Annotated in this window: 14 protein-coding genes; 10 read left to right on the top strand and 4 right to left on the bottom strand. The window is 70.8% G+C overall.

Annotated elements, in window-relative coordinates:
• The first annotated feature begins 14 nt into the window (after positions 1 to 14).
• Both B0B14_RS02240 and B0B14_RS02235 read left to right on the top strand, forming a co-directional pair.
• Positions 15 to 392, top strand: coding sequence for an HNH endonuclease (locus tag B0B14_RS02240; RefSeq protein ID WP_076679902.1), 378 nt, complete (start codon positions 15 to 17; stop codon positions 390 to 392).
• A 60-nt stretch (positions 393 to 452) separates the two neighbouring features.
• Positions 453 to 1,496: an LLM class flavin-dependent oxidoreductase gene (locus tag B0B14_RS02235; RefSeq protein ID WP_076679901.1), complete on the top strand. Its 1,044-nt coding sequence runs from the start codon at positions 453 to 455 to the stop codon at positions 1,494 to 1,496.
• Positions 1,497 to 1,502: 6 nt separating this feature from the next.
• Here B0B14_RS02235 and B0B14_RS02230 read toward each other — a convergent pair whose 3' ends face one another.
• The gene (locus tag B0B14_RS02230; RefSeq protein WP_076679900.1) at positions 1,503 to 2,066 is read right to left on the bottom strand and encodes an NYN domain-containing protein; all 564 of its coding nucleotides are present in this window, start codon (positions 2,064 to 2,066) and stop codon (positions 1,503 to 1,505) included.
• An 89-nt stretch (positions 2,067 to 2,155) separates the two neighbouring features.
• Between B0B14_RS02230 and B0B14_RS02225 the strand changes: the two genes are divergently transcribed.
• The 3 genes from B0B14_RS02225 to B0B14_RS02215 all read left to right on the top strand — a co-directional run bounded on the left by B0B14_RS02225 (position 2,156) and on the right by B0B14_RS02215 (position 3,969).
• Positions 2,156 to 2,620 (top strand): MarR family winged helix-turn-helix transcriptional regulator, encoded by a 465-nt coding sequence (locus B0B14_RS02225; protein WP_076679899.1) that lies wholly within the window; start codon positions 2,156 to 2,158, stop codon positions 2,618 to 2,620.
• A complete protein-coding gene (locus B0B14_RS02220) occupies positions 2,617 to 3,279 on the top strand; it encodes a hypothetical protein (protein WP_076679898.1) in 663 nt (220 codons plus the stop codon). The genes B0B14_RS02225 and B0B14_RS02220 overlap by 4 nt, the downstream gene beginning before the upstream one ends.
• Positions 3,280 to 3,357: 78 nt before the next feature.
• Positions 3,358 to 3,969 (top strand): ArsR family transcriptional regulator, encoded by a 612-nt coding sequence (locus B0B14_RS02215; RefSeq protein WP_076679897.1) that lies wholly within the window; start codon positions 3,358 to 3,360, stop codon positions 3,967 to 3,969.
• Here the strand turns inward: B0B14_RS02215 and fdhD are convergent.
• Both fdhD and moaA read right to left on the bottom strand, forming a co-directional pair.
• On the bottom strand, positions 3,953 to 4,825 hold the full coding sequence (gene fdhD / locus B0B14_RS02210) for a formate dehydrogenase accessory sulfurtransferase FdhD (protein ID WP_076679896.1): 873 nt from the start codon (positions 4,823 to 4,825) through the stop codon (positions 3,953 to 3,955). The two genes, B0B14_RS02215 and fdhD, sit on opposite strands and share 17 nt — an antisense overlap.
• Positions 4,826 to 4,858: 33 nt before the next feature.
• Complete coding sequence (gene moaA, locus B0B14_RS02205; RefSeq protein ID WP_076679895.1) at positions 4,859 to 5,926, bottom strand: GTP 3',8-cyclase MoaA; 1,068 nt, start codon at positions 5,924 to 5,926, stop codon at positions 4,859 to 4,861.
• A 134-nt stretch (positions 5,927 to 6,060) separates the two neighbouring features.
• Between moaA and B0B14_RS02200 the strand changes: the two genes are divergently transcribed.
• The 5 genes from B0B14_RS02200 to B0B14_RS02180 all read left to right on the top strand — a co-directional run bounded on the left by B0B14_RS02200 (position 6,061) and on the right by B0B14_RS02180 (position 12,575).
• Positions 6,061 to 7,503, top strand: coding sequence for a cytochrome ubiquinol oxidase subunit I (locus B0B14_RS02200; RefSeq protein WP_076679894.1), 1,443 nt, complete (start codon positions 6,061 to 6,063; stop codon positions 7,501 to 7,503).
• A 13-nt stretch (positions 7,504 to 7,516) separates the two neighbouring features.
• A complete protein-coding gene (gene cydB, locus B0B14_RS02195; RefSeq protein ID WP_076679893.1) occupies positions 7,517 to 8,551 on the top strand; it encodes a cytochrome d ubiquinol oxidase subunit II in 1,035 nt (344 codons plus the stop codon).
• 72 nt (positions 8,552 to 8,623) lie between these two features.
• Complete coding sequence (cydD, locus tag B0B14_RS02190; RefSeq protein ID WP_076679892.1) at positions 8,624 to 10,339, top strand: thiol reductant ABC exporter subunit CydD; 1,716 nt, start codon at positions 8,624 to 8,626, stop codon at positions 10,337 to 10,339.
• Positions 10,336 to 12,036 (top strand): thiol reductant ABC exporter subunit CydC, encoded by a 1,701-nt coding sequence (gene cydC / locus B0B14_RS02185; protein ID WP_076679891.1) that lies wholly within the window; start codon positions 10,336 to 10,338, stop codon positions 12,034 to 12,036. Before cydD ends, cydC begins: the two co-directional genes overlap by 4 nt.
• Entirely contained in the window at positions 12,033 to 12,575 is a 543-nt protein-coding gene (locus B0B14_RS02180; RefSeq protein WP_076679890.1) for a GNAT family N-acetyltransferase, read from the top strand. The genes cydC and B0B14_RS02180 overlap by 4 nt, the downstream gene beginning before the upstream one ends.
• Here the strand turns inward: B0B14_RS02180 and B0B14_RS02175 are convergent.
• Positions 12,547 to 14,154 carry an SDR family oxidoreductase gene (locus B0B14_RS02175; RefSeq protein ID WP_076679889.1) on the bottom strand — a complete coding sequence of 536 codons (1,608 nt, stop codon included), beginning with the start codon at positions 14,152 to 14,154 and terminating at the stop codon, positions 12,547 to 12,549. The two genes, B0B14_RS02180 and B0B14_RS02175, sit on opposite strands and share 29 nt — an antisense overlap.
• Between the last annotated feature and the right edge of the window lie 24 nt (positions 14,155 to 14,178).

Genomic DNA, 14,178 nt, shown 5'->3' with positions numbered 1-14,178 from the left:
ACTAGCCTGTGCGCATGCCCGCTGCCCCGAGTCGTCGCGCCCGCCTGTCGCGCAAGCGACGGCGTCGGGTCGCGGCATCAGGAAGCGATCTCACCGACGCGCAGTGGTTCGCGATCCTCGACGCGTGGGCGCGCTGCGCGTACTGCGGCGGCGAAGGACTCGCCCTCCAGCGCGACTGCGTCCTGCCGATCTCGCGCGGCGGTCGCTACACGATCGACAACGTCGTGCCGGCCTGCCGCTCGTGCAACGCCAGCAAGAGCAACGACGAGGTCACGTCGTGGATGCGGCGGCGCCGGCTCGACGAGCCCGCGTTCCTGCTTCGGCACGTCGAAGTGCTCCGGATGCTCCGCACCGCCGCGGCCGAAGCCGAGACGGCCGTCGAGCCCGAGTGACCGGGCACACCGGCATCCATTCACTGGAATACATCGACATCTGCGGCGGTTGACGACGACGTGAAGAGCTTCGGAACCCTCTCGTTCGGACACTACGGACCCCTCGGCGGGGGCCGCTCGCTCAGCGCGGGTGACTCGCTGCTGCAGGCCATCGACCTCGCGCAGGGTATGGACGATCTCGGGGTGAACGGCGTGTACTTCCGCGTGCACCACTTCGCGCGTCAGCAGGCGTCGCCGATGCCGCTCCTGGCCGCCATCGCGGCCAAGACCGAGCACATCGAGATGGGCACCGGCGTCATCGACATGCGCTACGAGAACCCGCTCCACCTCGCGGAGGAGGCGGCCGCCGTCGACCTCATCTCCGACGGACGTCTGGCCCTCGGCGTGAGCCGGGGGTCACCCGAGACGGTCGTGCGCGGCTACGAGGCGTTCGGCTACACCGGATCGGACGACCCGCGCGGCGCCGACATCGCTCGCGAGCACTTCTCCCTCTTCCTGCGCGCGATCGAGGGCGAGGGCCTGGCCGAGCGCGATGCCACGAGCCCGTTCGGCGGAGGAACCGGGATGCAGCGCATCGAACCGCACTCCCCCGGCCTGCGCTCGCGCATCTGGTGGGGCGCCGGCAACCGCGACTCGGCCGAGTGGGCGGGTCGTGTGGGCGTGAACCTCATGTCGTCGACGCTGCTGACCGAGGACCGCGGGCTTCCGTTCGACGAACTGCAGGCCCAGCAGATCGACGCGTTCCGCACCGCGTGGCGCGAGGCCGGGCACGCCGGCGAGCCGCGCGCATCGGTCAGCAGGTCGGTGTTCCCGCTCGTGACCGCAGAGGACCACCTGTACTTCGGCGGCCGCCAGGACAGCGACGGCGTGGGCTACATCGACGGCATGCGCTCGACGTTCGGCAAGACGTACGCCGCAGAGCCCGACGTGCTCGTGGAGCAGCTGCGGGATGACGCCGCCGTCCGCACCGCCGACACGCTCATGCTGACGATTCCGTCGCAGCTCGGGGTCGAGTTCAACCTGCGGATCGTCGAGCAGTTCGCGCAGCACGTCGCCCCCGCCCTGGGCTGGGAGAGCACCCGGGTGCAGGCCGCCCGCGCGTAAGCGCGATCAGCGCAGGAAGACCGCCGGGTCGAACTCGTCGATCGGGATGACGCGCACGCGCGGGAGCGGGGCGTCGAAGACCCCCGCGTCGTACTCGAGGTCGAAGAGCTGAACGCCCTGAAGCCCCGTGAAGCCGGCATTGCGGAACTCGGCGAAGGCGAGCACCCCCACCCGCCGCTCCCCGTCGACGAGCGCCTCGACGTCGTCGAGGAAGTCGCCGTCGTGGCTGACGAGCACGACGTCGTCGGCGCGCTGAGCGAGCGCCTGGAGCGTCCGCTGGATCGCGATGTCGACGACCTTCTCCTCGACCGATCCCGACAGGGGGACGACCTGGTAGTCCATCGCCTTGAGCGCCTGCACGAACGACATCGGGATGCCGCTCGTGGCGTTCAGGAAGAACAGCCCCCGCGCCGGCTGACGCCACGTGCGCCCGGCGAAGTGCAGGAGTCGATCCCACCGCGGACGTTCGTCCGGCTGAGGACGGCGCCCGAGGATCGAGCTTCCGAGAGTCGCGTCGATGTTCTCGCCATCGACGAGAACCCAGGTCGTGCGTGCGTCACCCTCGGCCACAGTGCTCCTTTGTCCGTCTGCCCCGATCCTATGCGTCCCGCCACGCGATGATTCTGTGAATACAGGTAATGGTGTAGTATGGTAACGATATGACGCCGACACTGCTCGATCGCCTGCTGCTGATCAGCGAGCTCTTCCAGCGCGATCTCGAGCGCGCCTTCACCGGCACGTCACTGTCGACGGCGCGGATGCACGTGCTCTGGGTGCTCCAGCACGAGGGCCCGGTGACCCAGCAGACCCTGGCGGAGCGCCTGGAGGTCACGCCGCGCAACATCAGCGCCCTCGTCGATGCGCTGGAGGAGACCGGCTACGTTCGACGCGGCCCGCACCCCACGGATCGCCGCGCGCACCTCGTCGCCCTCACGGGCGAGGGAGTCACGCTCATGGAGCGCACATCGCACGAGCATGCCGAGCTCAGCGCCACGCTGTTCGAGGCCGTCGAGCCACGTGATCGCGAAGCGCTCGAACGCGGACTCGACGCCGTAGCCGCACGATTCGCCGAGCTCCTCGCCGCCGCGATGGCCGCGGATCCCTCCGGGGAGTCCACGCCATGACGATCGACACCCGCCTGAGTCCCCTGCGCACGCGTGCGGCGAAGGCATGGCGGGTGCTCGTGCGGCTCTTGGTCATCGAGCTGCGCATCTACGCGAGCATCGGCCGCGCGATCGCTCGGCGCCCGGCGATCCCGCCCGGCGCGGAGGGCTTCCGCTACGACAAGCCGGTCTTCACCATCCTGATGATCTTCATCGTGCTGTCGGCCATCGAGATCCCGATCATCGACCTCATCGTGCACCCGTGGCCCGCGGCGCGCATCGGGTTCCTCGTGCTCGGCATCTGGGGACTCACCTGGATGATCGGCCTCCTCTGCGCCCACCTGCTGCGCCCGCACACCGTCGGGCCCGACGGCGTACGGGTCCGTGAGGGTCTCGAGCTCGACATCCCCCTGTCGTGGGACGACATCTACGCGGTGGCTCGCCGTCGCACGGTCGACGAGCCGAAGCAGCCCCGCGTGACGACGGATGCCGAGGGGAGAGGCATCCTGTCGGTGCGCATGCAGGACGAGACCAACGTCGAGATCACGCTCGAGCGACCCACGCGCGTGCGTCTGCCCGGGTGGGCACCCAAAGGCGGTGAGCATGATGTGCAGTGCGTCCGGATGTGGGTGGACGACGTCGACGCCTTCTTGGGCGCCGTGCGCCGACACATCCCCTGACGACACCTTCCGGGGGGCCGGAAGAAACTCTCGGCTCTATGGTCTGACCACAAGCGCGAAGCCGTGAATAATGGGCGTATGACCACCGTCGCCTACAGTGCCATCTCGAGCTACTCCCGCGTGGAGATCCTGCACCTGCTGCAGGACCGCCCGCAGCGCACGATCGCCGAGCTGTGCGAGGCGACCGGGCTTCACGCCAACACGATCCGAGAGCATCTCCAGCGCCTGATCGACGGCGGCTACGTCGTGCCGCAGACCGAGCGGCGCACCACCCGCGGACGCCCGCGCGTGCTCTACAGCGCCGCGGGAACGGGGGCCGGATCGAGTCCCGTCGCACGCCGCAAGGTGGCCGAGGCAGCCCGACGCGGCGACCTGATGCGCCGCGTCCTGCGCGTGGGCAACGGCGGACCGCTCGCCCCCGACGCCGTGCACCAGCTCGACGCCCTCGTCGAGGATCTCAGCGCTGCGGGCTTCGACCCGCTCGTGGACGAGGACGAGCTGACCGTCGACCTCACGCCGTGCACCCACGCCGCCGCAGACGACGAGGGCCGCCGCAGCATGCGCTGCGCCGTGCACCTGAACCTCATGCAGAGCGTGCTCGCCGAGGCAGGCGGCCCGCTCGCCGTCGACGGCATGCGACCGTCGTGCGATCCCACGCAGTGCGTGGTGCAGCTCATCGCGCGTCGCTGAGCGCCTGCGCGCCGACCGGCGCCTCGACGGCGACCCGGTCCGCACGCGAGTAGACGTTCATCGACGCTCCGCGGAGGAACCCGACGAGGGTGATCCCGGATGCCTCTGCCAGCTCGGCGGCGAGCGACGACGATGCCGAAACCGCGGCGAGCACCGGGATGCCGGCCATCGCCGCCTTCTGCACGAGCTCGAAACCCGCGCGACTGGACACCAGGAGGACGGTTCCGCGCAGCGGCAGCCGGTCGGCGAGCAGCGCCCACCCGATGACCTTGTCCACCGCGTTGTGGCGGCCGACATCCTCCCGCACGACGAGCATCTCCCCCGTCGCCGCGTCGAAGAGGGCGGCGGCGTGGATCCCGCCCGTCTTGTCGAACACCGCCTGGTGCGCGCGCAGGGCAGCGGGGAAGCCGGACAGCGCGGTGGCGGTCACCGTCACGGCATCCGTCGCGACGTCGTACGACGAGACCGTCTCCACGGCGTCGATCGACGCCTTGCCGCACACGCCGCACGAGCTGGTCGTATAGAAGGAGCGGGCCGCGTCGGGCGACAGCGGTGGAACGTGAGGCGCGAGGGTGAGATCGAGCACGTTGTAGGTGTTCGAGGCGCCGCCGGTGCCGGGACCCCCGCAGTGGATCGCGGAGCGGAAGTCCTCGCCGCGCGCGATTATGCCCTCGGAGACGAGGAACCCGGCGGCGAGCTCGACGTCGTGGCCGGGCGTGCGCATCGTCACGGCGAGCGCGGTCCCTCCCACACGGATCTCGAGCGGCTCCTCCACCGCCAGCACGTCGACGCGCCGCGATGCTTCCGCGCCGAGGGTGATCCTCACCACGGGCCTGCGCGTCGTTATCCGCCCCATGGCGCCATGCTAAACCCGGCGCGCGGCCGAGGCTCAGCCTCCGATGGCGTTCATCCCGCGGGCCGGCTGGAGGAATGACGGGTCGTCGATCGCATGCCCGGGCAGCTTTCCGAAGACGCAGGAGCGCAGCATCCGCTCGACTCCCGCGTCGCCCGCATCGGACCGCAGGATCGGCAGCAGGTCGTATTCGGTGGTGGAGAAGAGGCAGTTGCGCAGCTGGCCGTCCGCCGTCAGGCGCATCCGGTCGCAGTTGCCGCAGAAGGGCGCCGTGACCGACGCGATGACGCCGACCGTCGCCGGTCCCCCGTCGAGCACGAACCGCTCGGCCGGCGCTCCCCCGCGGCCCGGCAGCGCCGTGACGTCCCAGCGCTGCGACAGCGTCTCGAGGATCTCCTCACGCGTCACCATGTGCGCGCGGCTCCAGGTGTGCCCCGCATCCAGCGGCATCTGCTCGATGAACCGCAGCTCCGCCCCGACCTCGATCGCGAACTCGACGAGGTCGACGAGCTCGTCGTCGTTCACGCCGCGCATCGCGACCGCGTTGAGCTTGAGAGGGCGCAGGCCGGATGCCGCGGCCGCCGCGATGCCCTCGAGCACGTCGCCCAGCCGGTCGCGACGTGTGAGCTCGCGGAACCGATAGCGGTCGAGGGTGTCGATCGAGATGTTCAGACGGTTCAGGCCCGCGGCGATGAGGTCGGGCAGGTACTCCCCGAGTCGGATGCCGTTGGTCGTCATCGCGAGCTGCACCGGATCGTCGGGGCTCTTGACCTCGGACAGGCGCCGCACGACGTCGACGATGTCGGCGCGCAGCAGAGGCTCGCCGCCCGTGAGGCGGAACGTCGTGATCCCGGCAGCCGCGGCGACGCGGGCGACGCGCACGATCTCGTCGGTGCTGAGGATGCTCGTGCGGGCCAGCCACTCATTGCCCTGCTCGGGCATGCAGTAGGTGCAGCGCAGCGAGCAGCGGTCCGTGAGGGAGATGCGCAGATCCCGGTGCACGCGGCCGTGGGTGTCGACGAGAGGGCCGGATGCCGGCATCCCTTCCGTCGCGCGTGCGTGCGCGGGGCGACGCGGCGCGAGCGTGACGGGGACGGCGACCATCCTCCGAGGCTACCCGCCGCACCACGGCGAAAGGCCGTCGCCACGAGCAGAGGGGGTTTTGCACGGCCCGACTCCCTATCGTCGCGCCGGGCCTGCTTGTACCGTGACCTTCAGACAGTTGGAAGGAGTCACGCGTGGAATTCCTCGACCCGCTGCTGCTCGCGCGGTGGCAATTCGGATTGACGACGCTGTACCACTTCCTGTTCGTCCCCCTCACCCTCGGGATGGCGCTCACCGTCGCCATCTTCCAGTCGGCGTGGGTGCGCACCGGCAACCTGAAGTGGCTCCACCTGACCCGCTTCTTCGGCAAGATCTTCCTGATCAACTTCGCCATGGGCGTCGTGACGGGCATCGTGCAGGAGTTCCAGTTCGGCATGAACTGGTCGTCCTACTCGCGCTTCGTGGGTGACGTGTTCGGCGCCCCCCTCGCGTTCGAGGGCCTCATGGCCTTCTTCTTCGAGGCGACGTTCATCGGCCTGTGGATCTTCGGGTGGGACAAGCTCCCCAAGGGTCTTCACCTCGCCAGCATCTGGATCGCGACGGCGGGGGCCTGGTTCTCGGCGTACTTCATCCTCGCGGCGAACGCCTTCATGCAGAACCCGGTCGGCTACCAGATGGCGCAGGACGGCGGTCGCGCCGAGATGAACGACTTCCTCGCCGTGCTCACCAATCCCGTCGCCCTCGCAGCCCTTCCGCACACGCTCTTCGCTGCGTTCATGATGACCGCCGGGGTCATCATCTCGATCGCCGCCTGGCATCTGCTGCGCAAGCAGAACGTCGAGATGATGCGCACGGCGCTCAAGTACGGCCTCTGGGGCATGATCGTCGCGTTCGCCGGCGTCGCCCTCTCCGGCGACCAGCTGAGCCTCGTGATGGTGCAGACGCAGCCCATGAAGATGGCGGCCGCCGAGGCCATGTTCGACAGCGCGTGCGGGGCGGATGCGTCGTTCTCGATCTTCACGCTCGGCACGCCCGACGGCACGAGCGAACTGTTCTCCATCCGAGTTCCGTACCTCCTCGCGTTCCTGTCGACGCACTCGCTGGACGGCTGCGTCGAGGGCATCAACGACCTGAACATGCTCTACACGACGGAGATGTTCCCGCAGTTCGCCGATCAGGTCGACGGCAACTTCGCCCCGACCCTCTGGATCACCTACTGGGCGTTCCGCTGGATGATCGGCCTCGGCGGCGTCGCCGCTCTGACCGCCGTGGTGGGCCTTTGGCTCACCCGCAAGAAGGCCAAGCGCGACGTCCCGGCGTGGGCCTGGAAGCTCGCGATCTGGGCCTGGCCCGCGTCGCTCGTGGCGATCCTGGTCGGCTGGGTCTTCACGGAGATGGGCCGCCAGCCCTGGATCGTCTTCGGTCTCATGCTCACCGAGGACGGCGTCTCGCCGAACGTCCCAGGCTGGAACGTGCTCATCTCCCTGGTCGCCTTCACCGCGATCTACGCGATCCTCGCGGTCGTCGAGGTCGGGCTGATCCTGAAGACGGCCCATGCAGGCCCGGAGCCGCTCCCCGAGCCCGGCTCGGAGCCGCAGCACACCCCGGTCGAAGACACCCCGACGACGGTCTACTAAGGAGACGCCGATCATGGATCTCGCCTACCTCTGGTTCTTCATCGTCGGAGTGCTCTTCGTCGGATACTTCGTGCTCGACGGCTTCGACTTCGGCGTCGGGATGTCGCTTCCGTTCCTCGGCAAGGACGACATCGGCCGCCGCCAGATCATCAACACGATCGGCCCGGTCTGGGATCTCAACGAGACCTGGGTCATCGTGGCCGGCGCCTGCCTCTTCGCCGCCTTCCCGGAGTGGTACGCCACGCTGTTCAGCGGCTTCTACCTCGCCCTCCTGCTGATCCTGCTCGCCCTCATCCTGCGCGGCGTCTCGTTCGAATACCGTCACCAGCGCGACAGCCTCAAGTGGAAGAAGGGCTTCGACACGATGATCGTCATCGGGTCGGCCGTGCCCGCCCTCCTGTGGGGCGTCGCGGTGGGCAACATCGTGCAGGGCGTGCCGATCGACGCCGACAAGAACTTCACCGGCTCGCTGCTCACTCTGCTCAACCCTTACGGGCTGTGGGTGGGCGTCACGACCCTCCTGCTGTTCTTCCTGCACGGCGTGTACTTCATCGCCCTGAAGACCGACGGGCAGGTGAAGACGGATGCCGAGGCGCTCGCCCGTCGCCTCGCACTGCCGACCGTGATCTTCGCCGCCGGCTGCGTCATCTGGACGGTCGTCATCGCGATGGAGCGCGAGGCGCCGCTGCTGTGGCTGACGATCGCCTGCGGTGTGATCGCCGCCTTCGCGCTGCTCGGCTCGGTGGCCGCCAACTGGGTCAAGCGCGACGGCTGGTCGTTCTTCGCCGGAGCGATCACGATCGTGTTCGCCGTGCTGACTCTGTGGACCGCGCTGTTCCCCTACGTGATGCCGTCGACGACCGATCCGGCCTACAGCCTGACGATCGAGAACGCGTCGAGCACCGACTACACGCTCACGATCATGACGTGGGCCGCGGTGATCTTCCTCCCGCTCGTGCTGCTCTACCAGGGGTGGACGTACTGGATCTTCCGCAAGCGCGTCTCGCGCACGCGGATCGAGCGTGCGGCGGCCGTCGCCTCGCACTGAGCATCGTCACCACGGCGAAGGGGCCGGGCCGCGTGCCCGGCCCCTTCGCCGTCGATGAGGCAGGATCGAATCATGTCGAACGACACCGTCGAGGCCCCGCGCACGCGGAGCAGACCGGTGGATCCGCGACTCGTGCGCTACGCGAGCGCCTCCCGGGGGTTCTTCGTCGCGATCGCGGTGATCGGCGCCGCGCAGACCCTCGTGATCATCGCGTTCGCCTGGCTGCTGACACGGGCGATCGTCGATGCGATCGACGGGGTGCCGTGGGCCGACCTCGCGGTCACGCTGGGCTGGCTGGCCGGTGCGGTCGCCGCTCGCGCGGTGCTGCTGTGGCTGCGCGAGATCGTGGCGGCGCGCGCGGCCGCGCGGGTCGAGGCGCAGCTGCGCGCACACCTGGTCGAGGCGGTCGGCACGCTCGGTCCCGGATGGCTCGCGAGCCGCAACACGGCTCAGCTGGCGGTGACCGCCGGGCGCGGGCTCGACGCGCTGGACGCGTACTTCGGTCGCTACCTCCCGCAGCTCGTGCAGACCGTCATCGCGACCCCCGTCATCCTCGCCGTGATGTGGTGGCAGGACTGGATCTCCGGCCTGACGGTGCTGCTCACGCTCCCCCTCATCCCGATCTTCATGATCCTCATCGGCCTCGCCACGCGCGCCGTGCAGCAGAAGCAGTGGCAGACGCTGCAGCAGCTCGCCGCGCGGTTCTCCGACACCGTGCAGGGCCTGTCGACGCTGAAGGTCTTCGGCCGCCAGCATCGCGCCGTGGACTCCATCGAGAAGGTCACCGACACGTACCGTCGCGAGACGATCAAGGTGCTGCGCGTGTCGTTCCTCTCCGGGTTCGCTCTGGAGTTCCTGGCATCGATCGCCGTCGCGATCGTCGCCGTCTCGATCGGATTCCGGCTCCTCGACGGCTCGATCGCCCTCTTCGTGGGACTGTTCGTGCTGCTCCTGGCCCCCGAGGCCTATCTGCCGCTGCGCCAGGTCGGTGTGCAGTTCCATGCCGCCGCCGAAGGTGTCGCCGCGACCGACGATGTGTTCGCCGTGCTGGATGCCGCGCGGGCGGCCTCCCCGGCGCCCGCGACGGGCGGTGTCCCTGAGCTCGTCGAAGGGCGACCGGCACTCCGCACCGCCTCGTCGGCAGGCGCCGCGACCGGCATCCTGGAGCTGACGGGCGCGCGCGTCCGCCGCGGCGAGCGCCTGCTCGCGCCGGTCGACCTCCGCGCGGCGCCCGGAACCGTCACGCTCATCGAGGGCCCGAGCGGATCCGGCAAGACCAGCATTCTGGCCGCCCTCCGCGGCGCAGCCGAGTTCGAGGGCACCGCCCACCTCGACGGCGCGGATGTGCGGTCGCTCCCGCCGTCGCACTGGCTCGCGTGGGCGGGTCAGCAGCCGGGCCTCGTGGCGGGCTCGATCCGGGGCAACGTGGCGCTCGGCGATCCGGCGCCGGAGGGCCGTCTCGTCACGCGGGCGCTCGAGCTCGCCGGAGCGGGGATGCTCGATCCCGAGCGGGTGCTCGGCGCGCAGGGAGCGGGGCTGTCCGGCGGTCAGGCGCAGCGTGTCGCCGTCGCCCGCGCGTTCCACCGCCACCTCGCCGGCAGAGCGCCCGTCATCGCGCTCGACGAGCCGAGTGCGGCGCTGGACGCCGACACCGAGGAGCGCCTGTGGTCGTCGGTGCGCTCGCTCGCCGACGACGGTGCCACGGTGCTCCTGGTCTCGCACCGCGCCAGCGCGCGCCGGATCGCCGACACCGTGGTCGCCCTCGCGGCGGTGGAGGTCGACGCATGACCCTCCGACAGTCGCCGGAAGCACAGGAGACCCGCTCCGAGGTCCGCGCGGTCCTGCGGGGCGCGATGCCCCCGCTGAAGCGGTTCTGGCCGGGCGCGGCATCCGCCTTCCTCTCCGAGGGGTCGGCCGTCGCGCTCCTCGCCGTCAGTGCGTGGCTCATCGTGCGCGCGAGCGAGCAGCCGGCCGTGCTCTACATCACAGCCGCCGTCGTCGGCGTGCGCCTGTTCGCCCTGACGCGCGCGGTGTTCCGCTACACCGACCGGCTGTCGAGTCACGACGCCGCCCTCCGGCAGCTCGCGACGACGCGCACCTCGCTCGTCCGACGGATGATCCCGCTCGCTCCCGACGGGCTCACCCGCACGCGCCGCGGCTCCGTGCTGGGCGCGCTCGTCGACGACGTCGACGAGCTCCAGAACCTGCCGCTGCGCGTCGTCCAGCCCCTCGTCGGCTCCGCGGCCGTCGCGCTCGGAGCCGTCGTGCTGGTCGCCGTCGTCCATCCCCCTGCCGCGCTGACGCTCCTGGTGTGCCTGGCGGTCGCCGGCGTCGTCGCGACGCTGTGGGGCTGGGCGTCGGGCGCGCGCGCCGAACGGTCGATCGCACCGCTGCGCGCACGGCTCGCCGATGCCCTGCTCGACCACTTCGGCAGTCTCGACGTGCTCGTGGCGTACGGGGCGGAAGAGGCCAGTCGCGCGCGCATCCGGGCGGCGGATGCCGACCTCCGGCGTGCGCTCGTGCGCCGCGCCGGCGCGCAGGCGGGGACGGCGGCGGTGGTGTCGCTCCTCGCCGGCGCGGCATCGATCGCGGCGCTGTCGGTCGCGGCGCCGGCCGCGGCATCCGGCTCGCTCGGCGGACCGGAGCTCGCGATCGTCGTGCTCGTGCCGATGGCGGTGTTCGAAGTGTTCGCCTCCGTGCCGCTCGCCGCAGCATCGTGGCGCCAGGTGCGGGCGGCGGCCGAGCGGATCGCGGGGGCGGTGCCGGTGGGCCTTCCCCACGGGCTCGTCCGCGAGACGGTCGCGCCGACCGGCCACGCGCCGGAGCTCGGAGAAGGGCTGTCGCTGCGCGGAGTGAGCGCCCACTGGCCGGGGGCGGACTCCCCCTCCCTCCTCGATGTCGACCTCGACGTGCGACCCGGCGAGCGCGTGCTCGTCGTCGGCTCGTCGGGGGCGGGCAAGACGACGCTCGCGCACACCCTCGTGCGCTTCCTCGATTCGCGGGGCGGCTACACGATCGGCGGCGAGTCCGTCGCCGGCCTGGCGGGCGACGACGTGCGCCGCACCGTCGGTCTGTGCGAACAGCATCCGATGCTGTTCGACGAGGACGTGCGCCAGAACCTGCTGTTCGCGAAGGACACGGCGACGGATGCCGAGCTCGAGGCGGCGCTCGATCGCGTCGGTCTCGGCCCGTGGCTGCGCGAACGGGGCGGCTTGTCGGCGCGGGTGGGTGAGCGCGGCGCCCTCGTGTCGGGCGGACAGGCCCAGCGCATCTCGCTCGCGCGGGCGCTGCTGCACGGCTTCCCCGTGCTCGTGCTCGACGAGCCGACGGCCGGCGTCGACCCCGACGCCTCCGATGCCCTCCTCACCGACCTGCTCTCGGCCGTCGGCCCCGATCAGGCGGTCGTGCTGATCTCGCACGTCACGGTGCCGGGCGCGCTCGTGGATCGCGTCGTGCGCCTCCACGACGGACGGGTCGTGGCGTGAGCGTCGTCGTGCGGCCCGCCGACCGCAGCGATGCCCGCGACATCGCGCGGATCCGCGTCGAGACCTGGCGCGCGGCCTACGCAGGACTCATCTCCGACGACGTCCTCGCCTCCCTCGACGCGGAGCGTGAAGGAGGGAGACGCGAGGAGCTCTGGGAGCAGTTCCACTCGGATCCGCGGACCGCCGAGCTCATCGCCCACGTCGACGGCGAGCTCGCCGGATGGGCCGCCCTCGGACCGTCGCGGGACGAGGATCTCGCCTCCGACGGCCAGGTCTTCGCGATCTACGCGCTGCCGAGGTTCTGGGGCGACGGCGTCGGACACGCGCTCCTGGAGGCCGGCGAGGAGTTCCTGCGCCGCGCGGGGTTCGCCCGGGCGCACCTGTGGGTGCTCGAGGGCAACGATCGCGCGGCGACGTTCTACGAGCGCCACGGGTGGACCGAAGACGGCGCCACCCTTCTCGACGACAGCCTCGTGCGCGGCCACGCGCCGCTCGCCGAGCGGCGACGCGTCAAGCTGCTGGGGCCTTCTCCGACGTGAGGTCGGCGGCATCCGTCGCCGCGTCGACTTCCGCTTCCGCTGCGGCCGTGATGCGGTTCGCCATGCCGCGGAAGATGAAGCCGTGGAAGGGCAGCACCGCGAGCCAGTACAACCGGCCCGACAGACCGCTCGGGAAGAACACGGCGCGCTGCTCGTAGCGCGATCCCGTGCCGTCGGGGGTGATCCGCATCTCGAGCCACGCGGCTCCCGGCACCCGCATCTCAGCTCGGAGCCGCAGGAGCTCGCCCGGCTCGACGGCCTCCACGCGCCAGAAGTCGAGCGCGTCGCCCACCGTGAGCCGCGCGCGGCTGCGGCGTCCGCGGGCCAGACCGATGCCGCCGACGAGGCGATCCATCCACCCTCGCACCGCCCACAGGAGCGGTGAGGAGTACCAGCCGTTCTCGCCTCCGATGCCCTCCACGACCCGCCAGAGTGCCGCAGGCGGAGCATCCGTCGTCGCGGTCCGCTCGTCGGTGAACACCGTGCGTCCGGCCCAGTCCGGGTCGTTGGGGAGGGGATCGCTCGGGGCGCCGAGGATGTCGGAGTCGCGCCAGCTCGTCTCGACGGCGTCGCTGCGTTCACGGCCGAGGGCGAGCGAGACGGCCCGCCGGTACGACGTGAGTCCGTCGGCGGGCGGCGGGATGAGGCCGTCGATGTCGTGGTCCTTGACGACGCACTCGTGCTGCAGCGATTCGACGAGCGGGCGTGCGATCGATCGCGGCACCGGGGTGACGAGATTGACCCAGTGCGACGCGAGACCCGGGGTGAGCACGGGCAGCGCGGCGATCGCACGCTGCGGGAGGCCCGCCACCACCGCATAGGCGTTCATCATCTGCCCGTAGCGCAGCACGTCGGGTCCGCCGATGTCGACGGTGCGGTTCACGTCGCCGTCCACGCGGGCCGCCCCGAGCAGGTAGTGCATGACGTCGCGCACCGCGATCGGCTGGATGTGGTTGCGCACCCACTTCGGCGCCGGCATGTACGGCAGCACGTCCGTGAGGTGTCGCACCATCTCGAACGACGCCGACCCCGACCCGATGACCACTCCCGCCTGGAGCACGAGCGTGGGAACGCCGCTCGCGAGCAGGATCTCCCCCACCTCGACGCGCGAACGCAGGTGCGGAGACAGGTCGACGCCCTCGGGGTGCAGCCCGCCGAGGTACACGATGCGGCCGACGGATGCCGCGGCTGCGGCGGCCGCGACGTTCTCGGCGACGCGGCGATCGGTGTCTTCGAAGGACTTGCCCGCGCCCATCGAGTGGATGAGGTGGTAGAGCACGTCGACGTCGGCGGCGGCCTCGGCCATCGCGTCGGGGTCGGTCGCGTCACCCTCGACGACCTCGACTTCGCTGCCCCACGTGAACGCGCCCACCCGGACGGCGCTGCGGGCGAGGACGCGCACGCGGTATCCCGCCGACAGCAGGCGCGGCACCAGGCGCCCGCCGATGTACCCCGTCGCCCCCAGGACGAGCGCACGCGGCGCGGATCCGTCGGGCCGAGGGATGGCCCGGAGGCTCTCCTCTCGACCGGTGGGCGCGCCCAGGTCGTGGGAGCCGGCGTCGTCGGGAGTCGAGGTCATCTTCGAAGAATACGACGCGCCGAC

Origin of the sequence: Microbacterium sp. RU33B, assembly GCF_900155915.1 — a bacterium.
Taxonomy (GTDB): domain Bacteria; phylum Actinomycetota; class Actinomycetes; order Actinomycetales; family Microbacteriaceae; genus Microbacterium.
This window is presented reverse-complemented; position numbering and strand designations above follow the sequence as displayed.